Raw genomic sequence first — 18,923 nt, 5'->3', positions numbered from 1 at the left:
CGCGGGAGAGCACCCACGCCGACAGGACGGCGGTTGTGCGGGAGAGCACCCACGCCGACAGGACGGCGGTTGTGCGGGAGAGCGCCCGCGGCCCGGGGGGTCGCGGGCGCCTCGTACCCGCCGGGGGTACGTCCGGCGTGCTCGTCGGGGCGTACGCGCGTGCGTACCCGTCAGGGGTGGATTCCGGGTCCGGCTAGAGGCCGGCTGCGGCGCGGGCTATGTCCGACGCGAACGTCGAGACCTCGGAGTAGACGCCGGGGTAGCCGGCCCGCGCGCAGCCCTCGCCCCAGCTGACGATGCCGACCTGGATGTACGCGCCCGCGGTGTCCCTGCGGAACATGGGCCCGCCGGAGTCGCCCTGGCAGGTGTCCACGCCGCCTTGGGGGAACCCGGCGCAGATCTCGTCGCCGGGCACCAGATCGCTGCCGTAGGCACGCTGACAGGTGGCGTCGTCGACGAAGGGGACCTGTGCCTTGAGCAGATAGCGCTGCTGGCCGCCGCCCTCGCTCGCCGCGCCCCAGCCGGCGACGGTGAAGTCGCCGTTGTTGTACGCCGTGCTGGTGGCGATCGCAAGCGTGGGCAGGTCGACGGCCCGGGCCAGCTTGATCAGCGCCCAGTCCTTGCCCTTGCCGTTGTAACCCGGGGCCTGCACCACCTTGGTCGACTTCACCTTGATCGCGCTGCTGCTCCGGAGGTCCACGACGCCGGCGGTGGCGGTGATGGAGGTGTTGGTGCCGGATCCGCTGACGCAGTGTGCGGCGGTCAGGACGATGTTCTTGGCGTACAGGGCCCCGCCGCAGCCCATGGAGAGCCGCACCATGAACGGGAACTCGCCCTGCGCGGCACGCGTCCCGCCGACGACGGGCTGGGGAGCCGCCTGCGCCGACAAGGGGCTGGAGCGAGAGGGCGGCGAGCGCGACCGTGATGGCCGCGATGGCTCTCTTGAGGCCGCCGGTCTTCTTCAGAAGCTTCACCGTGCTTCCTTCCGTGGGGGGTTGACCCGGTGGCGGTAGCGCGCCGTGTGCCTGGCATGCTCCCGCCAACTCTTTCCGGATTATCCGGATTATCGGGAGACCGGACGCGGGCGACAAGAACCGCTTTCCGGCCAGACGGCGCGCGCCAATACGGGCCCTACGCCCGCGCACGACAAGACGGCCCTACGCCCGCGTACGCCCCACCGCGGCAGGAAGCGTGCACGCGTCCAGGAGGAAGCGCGCATACAGTGGAGTCGGAGCCGGCGTCTTCAGGGGGTGCGGACGTGGCGAACGGCGGGCCTGTCGAGCACGGCTATCCGCATCTGGACACGGTGCGGGCGGCCATCACCGCGCTGTACAAACGACTCTCGTACGACACCATCCGCACCTTCGCGACCAGCGTGGTCCCGGCCGACGTGGCGTTCTTGGACCAGGACGACCTGCATCTGGGCGCCCAGCGCGTGGCGCACGAGATGGTGCGCCACTACCGGCTGCCGGACGCCCGGGTGATCGTCAGCTTCCGTGAGATGACACACGCGGCGAACGTCGAACTCGCCGCCGGGCCCGAGTACTTCGTGGAGCTGAACGACCGGTTCCGCACCCATCGGCGGGACATCGGCGCAGCCCTCGCGCACGAGGTGATGCATGTGTATCTGCACCGCCTGGACCTGTCCTTTCCCGGCACGCGCGACAACGAGATCCTCACCGACACGGCGGCGACGTACCTGGGCGCGGGCTGGCTGCTTCTCGACGCCTACCGAGAGGACGGGGCGTCGTCGCAGAAGCTCGGCTATCTCACCCCGGAGGAGTTCGGCTACGTCCTCGCCAAGCGGGCGCTGCTGTTCGGCGAGGACCCCGCGATCTGGTTCACCAGCCCGCAGGCGTACACGGCGTACACGAAGGGCATGGCGCAGGCCCGCCGTGACGAGCAGCAGCCGCCGTTGACGTCGGCCGGATGGGCGGGCCGCCGCCGCTACGCCAGGGACCGCCGTCACGCCCAGGACCACTCCGCGCCCGGCCCGCACCCGGGCGTGGCCTACTCCTTCACCCCGGCCGGCCGCGGCCCGCTGGGCGTCTGTTTCCCCTGCCCGACCTGTCACCAGCGGATCAAGGTGCCCGTGCGGGGGCGGGTGCGGGCGCGCTGCGGACTGTGCCGGACCGTACTGGAGTGCGACACCTGAGGGCCGGCCACCGCCGGGTGTGACGGAGAGGCTCCCCGAAGGGAGCAGAAGGTGGCGCAGAACACCGGAAATTCCTTTGCCCACGGTCCCGCCGGCGAGCGAGGGTCGAGGTATGAACACGCGTGAGCCGCTGGAGCTGTTCGCGGCGGTGTACGAAGGGGACGAGAACGCGGTCCTGCGACTGCTGCGCGCGGGTGCCGATCCCGACTCGGTGGACGCCGAGCGCCAGACCGTCCTGTACCTGGCGGCGGTGAGCGACGCGCCGGGCATCGTACGGCTGCTCCTGGCGGCGGGCGCCGACCCCGACCGCCTCAGCGCGGGCGCCGACGCGCCGCTGTGCGGGGCCGTCTGCGGGGGCCACACCGAGGTCGTACGGGCGCTGCTGGCGGCCGGCGCCGCACCCGACCTGCGGGAGGAGTACGGTTTCCGGGCGCTGACGTGGGCGGTGCAGCGCGGGCACCTGGAGGTGCTACGGGCGCTGCTGGCGGCGGGAGCGGACCCCGACCTGCCCGGTCCCGACGGCGAACCCCCGCTGGTGGCGGCCGCCCGTCGCGGCTCGCCCGGCTGTGTACGGGAGCTGCTGGCGCATGGGGCGCGGGCACGGCTGGAGGCCCTGGCGGAGGCCCGGCGCTGGCTGGCGCTGGACGTCGAGGAGGAACTCCGTGCGGGACTGGAGGCGGCCTACGGGCCGGGGTACGAGTACGTCGTGAGCCGCCGGGAGGACGAGCCCGGGACGGTGACCGTCGAGGTGGCGCTCCTGCGCGACGGCCGGCCCGCGGCGGGCAACGACCGGCAGACGGGGCACAGCGCGATAGTGAACCTGCTGGAAACGGCTCCCGGCACGCTCGACGGCTAGGGGGTTTCGTTCGGATCGGCCCGGGTCCGCGACGCCCGGCACGGCACCTCGCCGCGTTGTCGGACCACCCGAGTACATCCAGTACATGGGAGGTCCTCCGCCCTACGATCTTCCCCCAGCCACCACGGGGAGGTGCCCCCCGCACCGGAGGCCGCGGCCTGATCCGGACTGATCCGAACGTAACCCCCTAGCCGGCTCCCTCAAGGGATGGCCGGGCAGGCCGGGCGAGCCGCGCAGAACGAGCACGCGGCCATACGGACTCCCTTACGCTGCGGGGCGGGGAGCCGCCGTTACGCGACCACAGCCCCTCGTGGATCACCGTCCCCACAAGTTCGCTATTTTGTTCGCCGCCGTCCCCACCGGCTCGCCTTTGTCCATCCCCCGTCCGAGGAGCCGGCCGTGGAGCCCGAGTCCGCCGTCACCACCTGCTACCGCCATCCCAAGGTGGAGTCCTACGTCCGCTGCATCCGCTGCGACCGCTACATCTGCCCGGACTGCATGCGCGAGGCCGCCGTAGGCCACCAGTGCGTGGAGTGCGTCAAGGAGGGCGCGCGGTCGATCCGCCAGGCGCGTACGGCGTTCGGCGGCCGGATCACCACGGCGCCCCTGGTGACGTATGTCCTGATCTGCCTCAACGTCCTCGCCTATCTGGGCGAGTTGGTTCGTCCGGCGATCGTGGACCGGTTCTCGATGCTGGGTGCCGGTCTCCGGGGACCGGACGGCGGCCACTACCTGTGGCAGTTCCCGTACCCCGCGGAGCTGCATGCGGAGGGTGTGGTCGGCGGGCAGTGGGAGCGGCTGCTGACGGGGGCGTTCCTGCACCTGCCGCCCACCCAGGGGACGTTCGGCATCCTGCACATCGTGATGAACATGGTGTCGCTGTGGAACATCGGCCGGGTCGTGGAGGCCCAACTGGGCCGAGTCCGCTATCTCGCGCTCTACCTGCTGTCCGCCCTCGGCGGCTCGGTGCTCGTCCTGCTGATCGCACCTGACACCGACACGGTCGGCGCCTCCGGCGCGATCTTCGGACTGGGCGCGGCCTACTACGTGATGGCCCGCCGTCTCGGCGCCGACATGAGCACCGTCAACCGCTACATGGCGGGCCTGCTGCTGTGGCTGCTGATCTCCGCGGGCCTCACCTCCTGGCAGGGCCACCTCGGCGGCCTGCTGGCGGGCGGGCTGGTGACCCTGGCGTACGCGTACGTCCCCCGGGGACCGCGCCGCGGTCTGTTCCAGGCGGCCGCCTGCGCAGCGCTGCTGGTCCTGCTGGTGCTGCTGACGGTCGGCAAGGTCACGTCGCTGACGGGCTGAGCGGTTCCGCGCATGCGACGGCGCCCGCCCCATGGTCCGGTCGGGGACTTGTGGGCAGGCGCCGTCTGCGTTCCGTACGCCTTTGTACGGGACGTGGGATGAGTGACCGTCAGGTCACGTCCTGATGGCTCAGACCGCCAGTGCGCGGTCGGTCGGGCGGATCGGGGCCGGCAGGTCGCTGATGCCCGTGAGGTAGCGGTCGACGCCACGGGCCGCCGAACGGCCCTCGGCGATCGCCCACACGATCAGCGACTGGCCGCGGCCGGCGTCGCCCGCCACGAACACGCCCGGTACGTTCGTCTGGAAGTCGGCGTCACGGGCGATGTTGCCGCGCTCGTCCAGCTCCAGACCGAACTGCTCGACCAGTCCGTTCTGCTGGTCGGTGCCGGTGAAGCCCATGGCGAGGGTGACCAGCTGTGCCGGGATCTTCCGCTCGGTGCCCGGCTTCCGGGTCAGCTTGCCGTCCACGAACTCGACCTCGGCGAGATGCAGCCACTGCACGTTGCCGTCCTCGTCGCCCTCGAAGTGGGTGGTGGAGGCCGAGTAGATGCGCTCGCCGCCCTCCTCGTGGGCCGAGGTGACCTTGTAGAGGAGCGGGAAGGTCGGCCACGGCTGGCTGACCGGGTGCCGCTCGTCGTTCGGACGGGGCATGATCTCCAGCTGGGTGACGGAGGCCGCGCCCTGGCGGTGGGCCGTGCCCACGCAGTCCGCGCCCGTGTCACCGCCGCCGATCACGACCACGTGCTTGCCCTCGGCCGAGATCGGCGAGGTGACGTAGTCGCCCTCCTGCACCTTGTTGGACAGGGGCAGGTACTCCATGGCCTGGTGGATGCCCTTGAGCTCGCGGCCCGGCACGGGGAGGTCGCGTGCGGTCGTCGCGCCGGCGGCGATCACCACGGCATCGTACCGCTTGCGCAGGTCCGTCGCCTTGATGTCGCGGCCGACCTCGACGCCGGTACGGAAGCGGGTGCCCTCCGCGCGCATCTGCTCGATACGGCGGTTGATGTGCCGCTTCTCCATCTTGAACTCGGGGATGCCATAGCGGAGCAGACCGCCGACGCGGTCCGCGCGCTCGTACACGGCGACCGTGTGACCGGCCCGGGTCAGCTGCTGGGCGGCGGCGAGACCGGCCGGGCCCGAGCCGATGACCGCGACCGTCTTGCCGGACAGGCGCTCGGGGACCTGCGGCTTCACCGTGCCGCTGTCCCACGCCTTGTCGATGATCGAGACCTCGACGTTCTTGATGGTGACGGGCGGCTGGTTGATGCCGAGCACGCACGCCGACTCGCACGGGGCCGGGCACAGCCGTCCGGTGAACTCGGGGAAGTTGTTCGTGGCGTGCAGGCGTTCGGACGCGCCGGCCCAGTCCTCGCGGTAGGCGTAGTCGTTCCACTCGGGGATCAGGTTCCCGAGCGGACAGCCGTTGTGGCAGAACGGGATACCGCAGTCCATGCACCGGCTGGCCTGCTTGCTGATGATCGGCAGCAGCGAACCGGGTACGTAGACCTCGTTCCAGTCCTTCTTGCGCTCCTCCACCGGGCGGGACTCGGCGACCTCGCGGCCGTGCGTCAGGAAGCCCTTGGGATCAGCCATTGGTCGCCGCCTCCATCATCTTCTCGGTGATCTCGGTCTCGGTGAGACCGGCTCGCTCGGCGGCGTCCTTGGCGGCGAGCACTGCCTTGTACGTGCTGGGGATGATCTTGCTGAAGCGGTCCACGGCGACGGACCACTCGGCGAGGAGCTTCTCGGCGACCGTGGAGCCGGTCTCCTCGGCGTGACGGCGCACCACGTCGTGCAGCCACTGCTTGTCGGCGTCGTCCAGGGCTTCGATGGAGCCGTGGTTGCCCGCGTTGACGTTGTCGGGGTTCAGGTCGATGACGTACGCGATGCCGCCCGACATACCGGCCGCGAAGTTGCGGCCCGTCTCGCCGAGCACGACCGCGTGGCCACCGGTCATGTACTCGCAGCCGTGGTCGCCCACGCCCTCCGACACCACCAGGGCACCGGAGTTGCGGACGCAGAACCGCTCGCCGCTACGACCGCGCAGGAACAGCTCGCCGCCGGTCGCGCCGTAGGCGATGGTGTTGCCCGCGATCGTCGAGTACTCGGCGAGGTGCTCGGCACCGCGGTCCGGGCGCACGATGACCCGGCCGCCGGACAGGCCCTTGCCGACGTAGTCGTTGGCGTCGCCCTCCAGGCGCAGGGTGACACCGCGCGGCAGGAACGCGCCGAAGGACTGGCCCGCCGAGCCGGTGAAGGTGATGTCGATCGTGTCGTCGGGCAGACCCGCGCCGCCGAACTTCTTCGTCACCTCGTGGCCGAGCATGGTGCCGACCGTGCGGTTGATGTTGCGGATCGCGACCTGGGCGCGCACCGGCTGGGCCTCGGCCTGGGAGTTCGCGGCCAGGGCGTCGGCGGCGAGCTTGATCAGCTCGTTGTCCAGCGCCTTCTCCAGGCCATGGTCCTGGGCGACGAGCTGGTGGCGCACCGCGCCCTCGGGCAGCTCGGGCACGTGGAACAGCGGCTCCAGGTCCAGGCCCTGCGCCTTCCAGTGGTCGACCGCGCGGGTCACGTCGAGGACCTCGGCGTGGCCGACGGCCTCCTCGATGGAGCGGAAGCCCAGCTCGGCGAGAAGCTCGCGGACCTCCTCGGCGATGAACCGGAAGAAGTTCACGACGAACTCGGCCTTGCCGGCGAAGCGCTCGCGCAGCACCGGGTTCTGGGTGGCGATGCCGACCGGGCAGGTGTCCAGGTGGCAGACGCGCATCATGACGCAGCCGGACACGACGAGCGGCGCGGTCGCGAAACCGAACTCCTCGGCGCCGAGCAGCGCGGCGATGACGACGTCACGGCCGGTCTTCAGCTGGCCGTCGGTCTGTACGACGATGCGGTCGCGCAGGCCGTTGAGCAGCAGCGTCTGCTGGGTCTCGGCGAGACCCAGCTCCCAGGGCCCGCCGGCGTGCTTGAGGGAGGTCAGCGGGGAGGCACCCGTACCGCCGTCGTGGCCGGAGATCAGGACCACGTCCGCATGCGCCTTCGACACACCCGCGGCGACTGTGCCGACGCCGACCTCCGACACCAGCTTCACGTGGATCCGCGCCTGCGGGTTCGCGTTCTTCAGGTCGTGGATCAGCTGGGCCAGGTCCTCGATGGAGTAGATGTCGTGGTGCGGCGGCGGGGAGATCAGGCCGACGCCGGGTGTCGAGTGCCGGGTCTTGGCCACCCACGGGTAGACCTTGTGGCCGGGCAGCTGGCCGCCCTCGCCGGGCTTGGCGCCCTGGGCCATCTTGATCTGGATGTCGTCCGCGTTGACCAGGTACTCGGAGGTCACACCGAAGCGGCCGGAGGCCACCTGCTTGATCGCCGAGCGGCGGGCCGGGTCGTACAGGCGCTCGGGGTCCTCGCCGCCTTCGCCGGTGTTGGACTTGGCGCCCAGCTGGTTCATGGCGATGGCGAGCGTCTCGTGCGCCTCCTTGGAGATGGAGCCGTACGACATGGCGCCGGTGGAGAAGCGCTTGACGATCTCGGAGACCGGCTCGACCTCGTCGACCGGGATCGGCTGGCGGCCGGACTGGAAGCCGAACAGGCCGCGCAGCGTCATCAGGCGCTCGGACTGCTCGTTCACGCGGGACGTGTACTTCTTGAAGATGTCGTAGCGGCCGGTGCGGGTGGAGTGCTGGAGGCGGAAGACCGTCTCCGGGTCGAACAGGTGCGGCTCGCCCTCGCGGCGCCACTGGTACTCGCCGCCGATCTCCAGCGCGCGGTGCGCGGGAGCGATGCCGGAGGCCGGGTAGGCCTTGGCGTGGCGGGCGGCGACCTCCTTGGCGATGACGTCGATACCGACGCCGCCGATCTTGGTGGTGGTGCCGTTGAAGTACTTGTCGACGAAGGCCTCGTCCAGGCCGACGGCCTCGAAGACCTGGGCGCCCCGGTAGGAGGCGACGGTCGAGATGCCCATCTTGGACATGACCTTGAGCACGCCCTTGCCGAGCGCGTAGATCAGGTTGCGGATGGCCTTCTCGGGCTCGACGCCCGGCAGGAACGTCCCTGCACGGACCAGGTCCTCGACGGACTCCATGGCGAGGTACGGGTTGACGGCCGCGGCGCCGTAGCCGATGAGCAGGGCGACGTGGTGGACCTCGCGGACGTCGCCGGCCTCCACCAGCAGGCCCACGTGGGTGCGCTGCTTGGTGCGGATGAGGTGGTGGTGGACGGCCGCGGTGAGCAGGAGCGACGGGATCGGCGCGTGCTCCGCGTCGGAGTGCCGGTCGGACAGGACGATCAGACGGGCGCCGTTCTCGATGGCCGCGTCGGCCTCGGCGCAGATCTCCTCCAGGCGCGCGGCGAGGGCGTCGCCACCGCCGGAGACCCGGTAGAGGCCGGAGAGCGTCGCGGCCTTCATGCCGGGCATGTCGCCGTCGGCGTTGATGTGGATGAGCTTGGCCAGCTCGTCGTTGTCGATCACCGGGAAAGGCAGCACGACGCTGCGGCAGGAGGCCGCGGTCGGCTCCAGCAGGTTGCCCTGCGGGCCCAGCGACGAGCGCAGGGAGGTGACCAGCTCCTCGCGGATGGCGTCCAGCGGCGGGTTGGTGACCTGCGCGAACAGCTGGGTGAAGTAGTCGAACAGCAGCCGTGGACGCTCGGACAGCGCGGCGATCGGCGAGTCGGTACCCATGGAGCCGATCGGCTCGGCACCGGTCTTGGCCATCGGCGCGAGGATGACGCGCAGTTCCTCCTCGGTGTAGCCGAAGGTCTGCTGGCGGCGGGTGACCGAGGCGTGCGTGTGCACGATGTGCTCGCGCTCGGGCAGGTCGCCGAGCTCGATCTCGCCGGCCTCCAGCCACTCCTGGTACGGCTGCGCGGCGGCCAGGGTCGCCTTGATCTCGTCGTCCTCGATGATGCGGTGCTCGGCGGTGTCGACGAGGAACATGCGGCCGGGCTGAAGGCGGCCCTTGCGGACGACCTTGGCGGGGTCGATGTCGAGGACGCCGACCTCGGAGCCGAGGACGACGAGGCCGTCGTCGGTGACCCAGTAGCGGCCGGGGCGCAGGCCGTTGCGGTCGAGCACGGCGCCGACCTGGGTGCCGTCGGTGAAGGTGACGCAGGCGGGGCCGTCCCAGGGCTCCATCATCGTGGAGTGGAACTGGTAGAAGGCGCGCCGGGCCGGGTCCATGGAGTCGTGGTTCTCCCACGCCTCCGGGATCATCATCAGCACCGAGTGCGGCAGGGAGCGGCCGCCGAGGTGCAGGAGTTCGAGCACCTCGTCGAAGGAGGCGGAGTCGGAGGCGTCCGGCGTGCAGACCGGGAAGATCCGCTCCAGCTTCTCCTGGGGGCCGAACAGGTCGGAGAGCAGCTGTGACTCGCGGGCGCGCATCCAGTTGCGGTTGCCCTTGACCGTGTTGATCTCGCCGTTGTGGGCGACGAAGCGGTACGGGTGGGCGAGCGGCCAGCTCGGGAAGGTGTTGGTGGAGAAGCGCGAGTGCACCAGCGCGATGGCCGTCGCGAAGCGGCGGTCGGACAGGTCCGGGAAGAAGGGTTCCAGCTGGCCGGTGGTCAGCATGCCCTTGTAGACGATCGTGCGCGCGGACAGCGACGGGAAGTACACGCCGGCCTCGCGCTCGGCGCGCTTGCGCAGCACGAACGCCTTGCGGTCGAGGGCGATGCCCTTGCTCGCGCCGTCCGTCACGAACAGCTGACGGAAGACGGGCATGGTGGAGCGGGCGGTGGCGCCGAGCAGCTCGGGGGCGACCGGCACCTCGCGCCAGCCGAGAACGGTCAGGCCCTCGTCCGCGGCGATCGTCTCGATCTGCGTGACGGCTCCGGCGGCGCCCTCCTCGGGCAGGAAGGCGATGCCGACGGCGTAGGCACCCGCCTCGGGCAGCTTGAATCCGGCCACCTCGCGGAAGAACGCGTCGGGCACCTGGGAGAGGATGCCGGCGCCGTCACCCGAGTCGGGCTCGGAGCCGGTGGCACCGCGGTGCTCCAGATTGCGCAGAACGGTCAGCGCCTGCTCGACCAGCGCATGGCTCGCCTCGCCGGTGAGGGTGGCCACGAAACCGACGCCGCAGGCGTCGTGTTCGTCACGGGGGTCGTACATACCCTGCGCAGCAGGGCGAGCATCCATGAACGACCAGTTCTGGCCGTTCGTGGAGTGCTGGGACGGCTGGCGCGTCGTACGCATCGGCTCTCCCGTCGTCGTCATGTGGCATATGCAGTGCCGAGGGACGACGTTGGCCCTCTGCGTCAGGTGCAAAATTTCGTGCAGGTTACATGATGGAGCGGTTCTCGGGAAGTGGATAGCCCGTTCCAGCATGCGGACATCGGCGGGTCGCGGTACGGGTTCCACGCACGGCGATGGAGTCAGGGGGCGCAAGCGGACAGATCGGTGTCCGTCGGGCCGGGGCGGGCGGGCGTCGTCGCCCACCGCGAAGGTGCGGCGCAGGCCTCATTGCCGGCGGTGCTTACGGCTCATGCCCGGTGGTTAAGCAATCGAAACCGTGGAGTAACGACTACTTATACGGCCCCTCGCATAAGTAGCGCGCCTCTTGTCATCCTACGGCGGTACCGAACAGGCTGCCCAGGGCGTACGTCACACCCGCCGCGGCGCCACCGAGAGCCAGCTGCCGCAGTCCGCTGTACCACCAGGTCCGTGCCGTCACCTTGGCCACGACCGCGCCACAGGCGAAGAGCCCGAGGAGGGCGAGCAGCACGGCGGGCCACAGGGCGTGGGCGCCGAGCAGATACGGCAGGAGGGGCAGAAGGGCGCCGAGGGCGAAGGAGCCGAAGCTGGAGACGGCGGCCACCAGCGGGGAGGGCAGGTCGCCCGGGTCGACACCGAGCTCCTCTCGGGCGTGTATCTCCAGAGCCTGCTCCGGGTCGCGGGAGAGCTGCCTGGCGACCTCGCGGGCCAGCGCGGGCTCGACCCCGCGGGCCTCGTACAGTGCCGCCAGCTCCCGCTCCTCGTCCTCGGGATGCTTGCGCAGCTCACGGCGCTCGACGTCGAGCTCCGCCTCCACCAGCTCGCGCTGCGAGGCGACGGAGGTGTACTCGCCCGCGGCCATGGAGAAGGCCCCGGCGGCCAGGCCCGCGAGACCGGTGAGGATGATGGTCTGCTGACCGACGGATCCGCCGGCGACACCGGTCATCAGGGCCAGGTTCGACACCAGTCCGTCCATGGCGCCGAAGACGGCGGGGCGCAGCCAGCCGCCGTTCACATCGCGGTGAGTGTGGTTGTCCCGGTGCGCCTCGTGCAGCGTCGCCTCGGTCTCGATGATGGCCATGCCCGGTCCCCCAGGTGCTTGATTGGACTGTTTCCACTTTTCGACAACGGCAAAAGTACGCCGGGAATTTCCTCCCCGCCAGCAAGGAAAGGCTGGGCTAACCTGCACTTTTGACCCTGAGTGCTCATCGGTGGACGGATCTGCACAGATGTCGGACGGGTGATGCTGAGGTCGGCGAGGCTCGGGGGGACGGCTCCGGTGGCACAGATCCGCAAAGCGGTTCCGATGTCCCGGACCGGGGGCGGGGCATCCTGAGAGGAGAGGCTCCGTATGGCTTCCATCGCCTGCACTCCCCCGGCCCCGGGGCAGGCCTCCTGCCTGCGGGAACGGGCGCGCGGCGCGCTGCTCGGCCTCGCCGTCGGGGATGCGCTGGGCGCGCCCGCCGAGAACCTGAAGCCGTCCGAGATCCGCGCCCGCTGGGGCCGCATCACGGGGTACGTCGTCGACCAGCCCTCCGGAACGGACGACACGGAGTACGCGATCTTCTCGGGCCTGCTGCTGGCCCGGCACGGCTCGGCGCTCACCGTGGCGCAGGTGGAGGCGGCCTGGCACCGGTGGATCGCGGACCGGGACGAGGGCCCGTTCCGGGGGGCGGGCTTCAGCGAGCGGGGCACCCTGGAGAACCTCCGCCGGGGCCTCGCGGCGCCCATCTCGGCGCAGCACCGGCACGCCTGGAGCGACGGCCTGGCCATGCGGGCGGCTCCCTTCGGCGTCTTCGCCGCGGGCCGCCCCGCGGAGGCGGCCCGGCTGGTGGCCGTCGACGGCTCGGTGAGCCACGAGGGGGAGGGCATCTACGGGGGTCAGGCGGTCGCGGCCGGGGTCGCGGCGGCGATGGCGGGAGCACCGACGACCGCCGTGGTGGCCTCGGCCCTCGCGGTCGTGCCCGACGACTCCTGGACGGCCCGCTCCCTGCGCCGCGCGGTCGCCGCGGCCCGCCGGGGCGACCGCGCGGTCCGCTCCGCGGTGGTGATCGGCGGCTATCCCTGGACGGACCTCGCCCCCGAGGCGGTGGCCCTGGCCTTCGGCGCGTACGCGGCGGCGGACGGCGACTTCAGGGAGGCGGTGCTGACGGCGGTGAACATGGGCCGGGACGCCGACACCACGGCGGCGGTCGCGGGCGCCCTGGCCGGCGCGACCTGTGGGGTGTCGGCGATCCCGGAGGCGTGGGCGGCGGCGATCGGCCCGGTCCGCGGCCGGTGCCTGCCCTCCATGGCCGGCCACCATGTGCTCGCGGTGGCGGACCTGCTGACTCCGGAGGACACCAGGCCAGGGGCCACGGAAAGCACCGCACCCACACAGACCACAGGGACGAGGGGGTCGACGGAGACCTCCGTGGCACGGGGCAGCGCCACGCCCGCGCGACCGGTCCGGCCCGCCGTCGGCGGCGATCCGGTGCGGCGCAACAGGCCCCCACGGCAGGACACCCGCGCCCAGCCCGACCCCGCGGCCTACGCGGAGGCGGCGTACAGGGACGCGGCGGACGAGGACGAGGTGGAGCCGTGAGCGGACGAGAGGACGCCCTGAGCGCGCCCGCGGGTCCCCGTCGCATCGAGGGGCTGCTGCTCGGGCTCGCCGCGGGCGACGCCGCCGGCTGGCCGGCCGCCCGGCACCGGGCCGCCCGTATGCCTGAGTGGACCCGGCGGCTGACCCGGGAACTGGACACCTTCGCCGAGCAGAACGCGACCACCACCCTGCCCGTGCCGATCGCGCTCAACCAGCCGCCGGAGCCGCTGCGGCTGGGGCCCTCGGACGACGCGGAGTGGGCGGCGTTCGCGGCGGAGGCCGTGTTGCGGGCCGGGGACGGCAGCGCGCTCGGCGACCTCGACCGGCAGCGCAGGACGCGCGCGGCCATCGATCTGTCCTGGAACGCCGTCGCCGCCGAGGTCGCCGCCGCCGCCGACCGCGCGCCGGAGGTCGAATCGGCCGTTCTGCCGCTGCGGGCCCGCATCTCCGTGCGCGCCGGGCTCGGCAACCTCGCAACCGGTCTGCGCCCGCCGGCCACCGGCCACGACAACCCGCACTACTTCGACGACGCGGCCTGCGTACGGGCCTGCGTCCTGGCCGTGGCGCACCCGGGAGATCCCCGGCTCGCCGCCGAACTGGCGGAGTTCGACGCCCGCTACACCCAGGACGGCGACGGGGTGCACGGTGCGCGCGCCATGGCCGCGGCCCTCTCGCTCGCCCTGTCCGGGGAGCCGGTCGAGCGCTGCGTGGCGGCCGCGCTGGCCGAACTTCCCGAGTCCACCGAGATCGGCCGCAACGCCCGGCACGCGCTGACGCTGGCCCGGGACGGCGACCGCGCCTTCTGTGTCGTACCGCTGCTGGAGCACCAGATCGTCGACCACGTCTACAGCTACGGCGTCGCGGCCGCGGAGACCGTCCCGGTGGCGCTCGCCCTGGCGACGGCGGCCCGCGGCCGGATCGCCGAGGCCGTGCCCGCCGCCGCCTGCCTGTCGCGGGTCGCCGACTCCGCCCCCGCCCTGGCGGGCGCGCTGACCGGGGCGATCGGCGGCGGCGCGGCGATCCCGCCCGCCTGGCGCGACGCCTGCCGCACCCTCTCCGGCTGCGCGCTCCCCCGGCTGACCGGTACCGACCTCGTACACCTCGCCGAACTCCTGGAGGCAACGGAACTAACCGCTCCAGGTGGATGATTCCGGACATGACGCCTACTTCTGACGAGACGACCCCTCTCGACGAACGCATCACCGGCGCCCTGGTCGGCGCCGCCGTCGGCGACGCCCTCGGCGGGCCCGTCGAGGGCCACTCCCCCGAGGAGATCGTCGAACGGCACGGAGGCCGCGTGCACGGACTCGTCGGACCCTGGCACGGCGACGCCTGGCGGACCGCCCGCCCCGTCGCGCCGTACCACAAGGGCGACGGCCATGTCACCGACGACACCTTGATGACGCACGCGCTGGTACGGGTGTACGCGGCCGTCCGTGACCACCTCGACGCGTACGCGATCGCCGAACACCTGGTCCCCGACCTGATGACGAACCCGCGCTGGATCCCGGAGCTCGAGGCGGAGGCCATCCCCCTCCAGCGGCTCTTCCTCGCGGAGAAGTGGCTTGTGACCAGGCTCCACTACGGGCACGTCGATCCGCGTGAGGCGGGCGTCGGCAACATCGTCAACTGCGGTGCGGCGATGTACATGGCGCCGGTCGGCCTGGTCAACGCGGCCAATCCGGCGGGCGCGTACGCCGAGGCCCTGGGCGTGGCGGGGGCGCACCAGTCGTCGTACGGCAGGGAGGCGGCCGGGGTGTTCGCGGCGGCGGTGGCGGCCGCGTGCGCGCCGGGCGCGAGTGCCGACTCGGTCGTGGACGCGTGCCTGGCCGTGGCGAAGGACGGTACGCGCGCCGCCATCGAGACGGTCTGCGACACGGCCTCCCGCTACTCGGACTTCGAGTCGGCGCTGCGTCCGCTGCGGGAGGCGGTCGCGCCCTACGACACGGTCGGCCCCGACTACCGCGCCCCGTCCCTGGGCGCCCGCCGGCCCTCCCGACTGCACGCGATCGAGGAACTCCCGGTGGCGCTGGGCATGGTGGTGGTGGCACGCGGCGACTACCGGCACGCGGTGCTCGGATCGGTCAACTACGGCCGGGACTGCGACTCCATCGCGACGATGGCGGGCGCGGTCACGGGCGCGCTGGGGTCGGAGGTGCCGTCCTACTGGGCGAAGGAGGTCGCGGAGGCGAGCCGTCTGGACCTGCACGCCCCGGCACGGACGCTGACGGAGGTCACCTGGGAGATCTTCGCCCGGGACCTGCGCCGACGCCGGGCCCATGAGACGGCGTTCGCCCGGATGGGAGGCCCGAGGTGCTCCGACTGACCTGGGTCCAGCCGGAGGACCTGCTCAGCCACGAGCTGCACCAGTCGGCGCACGAGGGCCGGGAGACATCGGCCGTCGCGGCGAGGTGGTACCGGGCGGGCGGCCCCGAGGCCCCGTCGCGGGCAGGCGCGTCGCCGGGCCCGGTGTCCCCGTATCTGCGGGTGCTGGCAAAGGATCTGCTGGACGAGCTGGCCGATCTCCCCCGCCGGTCGGCGGAGCAGGAGCCGACTCATCTGGAACGGATCAAGGCCTTGTGTCCCGACTGGCCCGACCGGTCGGGGGACGCCACGGCCCCGGCCGAGGCCCGCCTGGAGGCCGCCTGGCTCGGCCGGGCCGTCGGCTGCCTCCTCGGCAAGCCCGTCGAGAAGCTTCCCCTGGAGGGCATCCGCCGACTCGCCCGCGCCACGGGCAACTGGCCTCTGCGCACCTGGTTCACGGCCCGCGGAGTGCCGGGCGACCTCGCCGAGCAGTACCCGTGGAACCGCCGCTCCGCGAGGAACTCCCTCGCCGAGAACATCGACGGCATGCCCGAGGACGACGACCTCAACTACCCATTGCTCAACCTCCTGTTGCTCGGCCGCCACGGCAAGGCCTTCACCACCGCGGACGTGGCACGGCTCTGGCTCGACGAACTCCCCGCCGGCCGCGCCTTCACCGCCGAACGCATCGCCTACCGCAATCTGCTCTGCGGCATCGAACCCCCGCACACCGCCCGCCACCGCAATCCCTTCCGCGAGTGGATCGGCGCCCTGATCCGTGCGGACGTCCACGGCTGGACCAACCCGGGCGACCCGGCCGCCGCGGCCGAACAGGCCCACCGCGACGTCACCCTCACGCACACCGCGAACGGCGTCTACGCGGCCATGTTCGCGGCGGCCGTCCTCGCCGAGGCGGCCGGCGGCGCCCATGACGTCCACCACTGCCTGCGCACCGGCCTCACCGTGGTCCCACCCGACTCCCGGCTGGCCCGCGCCGTCCGCCACGCGATCCGCCTCGCCCGCGCGACACGGGACTTCGAGGTGGTCGTCGACACACTCCACTGCACCCACCGCAGGTACCACTGGGTGCACGCCGTCCCCAACACCGCCCTGATCGCCGCCGCCCTCACCCACGCCGACGGCGACTTCACCGGCTCCGTCTGCCGGGCCGTGTCCGGAGGCTGGGACACCGACTCGAACGGCGCGACGGCGGGCAGCGTCGCGGGCCTGCTGGCCGGACACCCCGGCGCGCTGCCCGACCGCTGGACGGCCCCTCTCAAGAACCGGCTGACCACGTCGGTCGGCGACTTCAACGGCATCGGCTTCGACGTCCTGGCCCACCTCACCCACCGGGGAGCCCACCGCTCATGACCGCGCCCCTGACCGGCCTCCGTGTCCTCGATCTCGCCACCCTCTTCGCCGGCCCCCTCGCCGCGACCCTGCTCGGTGACTTCGGTGCCGAGGTCATCAAGGTCGAACATCCGGCCAGGCCGGATCCCTCCCGCGGCCACGGCCCGGCGAAGAACGGGGTGGGCCTGTGGTGGAAGCTGCTGGGCCGCAACAAACGCACGATGACCCTCGACCTGTCCCGGCCCGGCGGGCGGACGACACTGCTGCGCCTGGCCGCGACCGCCGACGTGGTGATCGAGAACTTCCGCCCGGGCACGCTGGAGAAGTGGGGCCTGGGCTGGGACGAGCTGTCGGCCGCGAACCCCCGGCTGGTCCTCGCCCGGGTGACCGCCTTCGGCCAGTTCGGGCCCTACGCGCACCGCCCCGGCTTCGGCACGCTCGCGGAGGCGATGAGCGGGTTCGCGGCCATCACCGGGGAGCCGGAGGCGCCCCCGACGCTGCCGCCGTTCGGACTGGCCGACTCGATCGCGGCCCTCGCGACGGCGTACGCGGTGCTGACCGCCCTCGCGGGCCGCGACCGCACGGGCGCGGGACAGGTGGTGGATCTGGCGATCATCGAACCGATCCTCACGGTCCTCGGCCCGCAGCCGATCTGGTACGACCAGCTGGGCCACGTCCAGCGGCGCACCGGCAACCGCTCACCGAACAACGCGCCGCGCAACACCTACCGCACGGCGGAGGGCGACTGGGTCGCCGTCTCCACGTCCGCGCAGTCCGTCGCCGAGCGGGTGATGCGCCTGGTGGGCCGCCCGGAGGTGATCGAGGAGCCGTGGTTCGCGACCGGTGAGGACCGGGCCCGGCACGCCGAGGTGCTCGACGAGGCGGTCGGCGGGTGGATCGCCGGCCACACCCGCGCGGAGGTGCTGAAGGAGTTCGAGAAGGCGGAGGCGGCCGTCGCGCCGGTGCAGGACGTACGGGACGTGATGAACGACCCGCAGTACACGGCCCTGGACTCGATCACCACGGTCCCCGACCCGGAGCTGGGCCGGCTGCGCATGCAGAACGTGCTGTTCCGGCTCTCCGCCACGCCCGGCGCGATCCGCTGGGCGGGCCGGCCGCACGGCGCGGACACGCGGGCGATCCTCAGCGAGCTCGGCCTCACCGACCGGGAGATCGACGCGCTCGCGGCGGAGGGCGCCCTGTGAGCGCGGGCCCGGGCATCCTCCCCCTCACCTTGCTGTACGCACCCGGGGACCGCCCGGAGGTGGTCGGCAAGGCGCTGCTGTCCGGGGCCGATGTGGTGCTGGTCGACCTGGAGGACGCGGTCGCCCCGGACCGAAAGGGGTTCGCACGGGCGGCGACGGCGGAACGGCTGTCCGAACGCCCGCCGGTGCCGGTCCACGTCCGTGTGAACGCGCTGGACAGCCCGTGGGCCGAGGCGGACCTCGCGGCGCTGTCGGCCCTGCCCGGTCTGTCGGGTCTGCGCCTGCCGAAGGTGACGTCACCGTCGGACGTGGTCCGGGTTGCGGAACGGGCCACCGCCGAGGCGGGCAGGACGGTCCCCCTCTACGCCCTGCTGGAGACGGCCCTCGGCGTGGAGCGGGCGTTCGCCATCGCGTCGGCGCACCCGGCGCTGCGGGGCATCGCGCTGGGCGAGGCGGACCTGCGGGCCGATCTCGGCGTGCGGCAGGACGCGGGCCTGGACTGGCCGCGGGCCCGGGTGGTGGTGGCCGCACGGGCCGCCGCGCTGCCGCCGCCCGCCCAGTCGATCTACCCCGACACCCGGGATCTGGAGGGCCTGGCGGCCTCCTGCGCCCGCGGCCGGACCCTGGGCTTCTTGGGCCGGGCCGCGATCCACCCCCGCCAGCTCCCGGTGATCGAGCTTGCCTACGCGCCCACTACGGAGGAGATCTCACAGGCGGAGGAGGTGCTGAAGGCGGCGGCCAGGGACCCGGGCGCCCAGGCCCTCCCGGACGGGCGCTTCATCGACACGGCGGTGGTGAGGGAGGCGTACACCACGCTGTCCCTGGCCCGCCGCAGGCGCTGAGAGCCTGCCCCACACGCCGTCGGGGGGGGGGGGGGGGGGGGGGGGGGGCCCCCCCCCGGGGGTGGGAGGTGAGGAGGTGTTTTGGGGGCCGGGGCGGGTGGGCCGGGGCGCGGGGGT

12 protein-coding genes and 1 pseudogene are annotated in these 18,923 nt (G+C 72.4%); 9 read left to right on the top strand and 4 right to left on the bottom strand.

The window, feature by feature from the left end:
• Window positions 1-193 precede the first annotated feature (193 nt).
• Window positions 194-974 (bottom strand): annotated as a pseudogene (locus tag ABZ823_RS12255) (serine protease).
• Between the two features lie 284 nt (window positions 975-1,258).
• On the opposite strand from ABZ823_RS12255, the gene ABZ823_RS12250 reads away from it, so the two are divergent.
• The 3 genes from ABZ823_RS12250 (at window position 1,259) to ABZ823_RS12240 (ending at window position 4,322) form a co-directional block, all read left to right on the top strand.
• Complete coding sequence (locus ABZ823_RS12250) at window positions 1,259-2,155, top strand: hypothetical protein (protein ID WP_361657581.1); 897 nt, start codon at window positions 1,259-1,261, stop codon at window positions 2,153-2,155.
• A gap of 112 nt (window positions 2,156-2,267) precedes the next feature.
• A complete protein-coding gene (locus ABZ823_RS12245) occupies window positions 2,268-3,011 on the top strand; it encodes an ankyrin repeat domain-containing protein (RefSeq protein ID WP_361657579.1) in 744 nt (247 codons plus the stop codon).
• Window positions 3,012-3,410: 399 nt separating this feature from the next.
• On the top strand, window positions 3,411-4,322 hold the full coding sequence (locus ABZ823_RS12240) for a rhomboid family intramembrane serine protease (RefSeq protein WP_361657576.1): 912 nt from the start codon (window positions 3,411-3,413) through the stop codon (window positions 4,320-4,322).
• Between the two features lie 129 nt (window positions 4,323-4,451).
• On the opposite strand, the gene ABZ823_RS12235 is transcribed toward ABZ823_RS12240, so the two are convergent.
• The 3 genes from ABZ823_RS12235 to ABZ823_RS12225 form a co-directional block, all read right to left on the bottom strand.
• Window positions 4,452-5,915 carry a glutamate synthase subunit beta gene (locus ABZ823_RS12235; protein ID WP_361657574.1) on the bottom strand — a complete coding sequence of 488 codons (1,464 nt, stop codon included), beginning with the start codon at window positions 5,913-5,915 and terminating at the stop codon, window positions 4,452-4,454.
• On the bottom strand, window positions 5,908-10,503 hold the full coding sequence (gene gltB, locus ABZ823_RS12230; RefSeq protein ID WP_361658189.1) for a glutamate synthase large subunit: 4,596 nt from the start codon (window positions 10,501-10,503) through the stop codon (window positions 5,908-5,910). Before gltB ends, ABZ823_RS12235 begins: the two co-directional genes overlap by 8 nt.
• 367 nt (window positions 10,504-10,870) lie before the next feature.
• Entirely contained in the window at window positions 10,871-11,602 is a 732-nt protein-coding gene (locus ABZ823_RS12225; protein WP_361657571.1) for a VIT1/CCC1 transporter family protein, read from the bottom strand.
• 270 nt (window positions 11,603-11,872) lie between these two features.
• Here ABZ823_RS12225 and ABZ823_RS12220 point away from each other — a divergent pair, with 270 nt between their 5' ends.
• The 6 genes from ABZ823_RS12220 to ABZ823_RS12195 are packed head-to-tail and all read left to right on the top strand — an operon-like array spanning window position 11,873 to window position 18,806.
• Window positions 11,873-13,105: an ADP-ribosylglycohydrolase family protein gene (locus ABZ823_RS12220; protein ID WP_361657568.1), complete on the top strand. Its 1,233-nt coding sequence runs from the start codon at window positions 11,873-11,875 to the stop codon at window positions 13,103-13,105.
• Window positions 13,102-14,253 (top strand): ADP-ribosylglycohydrolase family protein, encoded by a 1,152-nt coding sequence (locus tag ABZ823_RS12215; RefSeq protein ID WP_361657565.1) that lies wholly within the window; start codon window positions 13,102-13,104, stop codon window positions 14,251-14,253. Before ABZ823_RS12220 ends, ABZ823_RS12215 begins: the two co-directional genes overlap by 4 nt.
• An 8-nt stretch (window positions 14,254-14,261) precedes the next feature.
• Window positions 14,262-15,431, top strand: coding sequence for an ADP-ribosylglycohydrolase family protein (locus tag ABZ823_RS12210; RefSeq protein ID WP_361657563.1), 1,170 nt, complete (start codon window positions 14,262-14,264; stop codon window positions 15,429-15,431).
• Window positions 15,419-16,780 carry an ADP-ribosylglycohydrolase family protein gene (locus ABZ823_RS12205; RefSeq protein ID WP_361657560.1) on the top strand — a complete coding sequence of 454 codons (1,362 nt, stop codon included), beginning with the start codon at window positions 15,419-15,421 and terminating at the stop codon, window positions 16,778-16,780. Before ABZ823_RS12210 ends, ABZ823_RS12205 begins: the two co-directional genes overlap by 13 nt.
• A complete protein-coding gene (locus ABZ823_RS12200) occupies window positions 16,777-17,964 on the top strand; it encodes a CoA transferase (protein ID WP_361657558.1) in 1,188 nt (395 codons plus the stop codon). Before ABZ823_RS12205 ends, ABZ823_RS12200 begins: the two co-directional genes overlap by 4 nt.
• Window positions 17,961-18,806 (top strand): CoA ester lyase, encoded by an 846-nt coding sequence (locus ABZ823_RS12195; protein WP_361657555.1) that lies wholly within the window; start codon window positions 17,961-17,963, stop codon window positions 18,804-18,806. The genes ABZ823_RS12200 and ABZ823_RS12195 overlap by 4 nt, the downstream gene beginning before the upstream one ends.
• The last annotated feature ends 117 nt before the right edge of the window (window positions 18,807-18,923 follow it).

The sequence above is a fragment of the Streptomyces sp. NPDC047079 genome, from assembly GCF_040643755.1.
Taxonomy (GTDB): domain Bacteria; phylum Actinomycetota; class Actinomycetes; order Streptomycetales; family Streptomycetaceae; genus Streptomyces.
The sequence above is the reverse complement of the archived record's forward strand: the minus strand, read 5'-3'. Positions and strand labels throughout refer to the sequence as shown.

Excerpts from the sequence above, each read along its gene's own strand:
- ABZ823_RS12245 (WP_361657579.1), top strand. The coding sequence starts at position 2,268 with ATGAACACGCGTGAGCCGCTGGAGCTGTTCGCGGCGGTGTACGAAGGG.
- ABZ823_RS12235 (WP_361657574.1), bottom strand. The coding sequence starts at position 5,915 with ATGGCTGATCCCAAGGGCTTCCTGACGCACGGCCGCGAGGTCGCCGAG.
- gltB (WP_361658189.1), bottom strand. The coding sequence starts at position 10,503 with ATGCGTACGACGCGCCAGCCGTCCCAGCACTCCACGAACGGCCAGAAC.
- ABZ823_RS12225 (WP_361657571.1), bottom strand. The coding sequence starts at position 11,602 with ATGGCCATCATCGAGACCGAGGCGACGCTGCACGAGGCGCACCGGGAC.
- ABZ823_RS12220 (WP_361657568.1), top strand. The coding sequence starts at position 11,873 with ATGGCTTCCATCGCCTGCACTCCCCCGGCCCCGGGGCAGGCCTCCTGC.
- ABZ823_RS12210 (WP_361657563.1), top strand. The coding sequence starts at position 14,262 with ATGACGCCTACTTCTGACGAGACGACCCCTCTCGACGAACGCATCACC.
- ABZ823_RS12200 (WP_361657558.1), top strand. The coding sequence starts at position 16,777 with ATGACCGCGCCCCTGACCGGCCTCCGTGTCCTCGATCTCGCCACCCTC.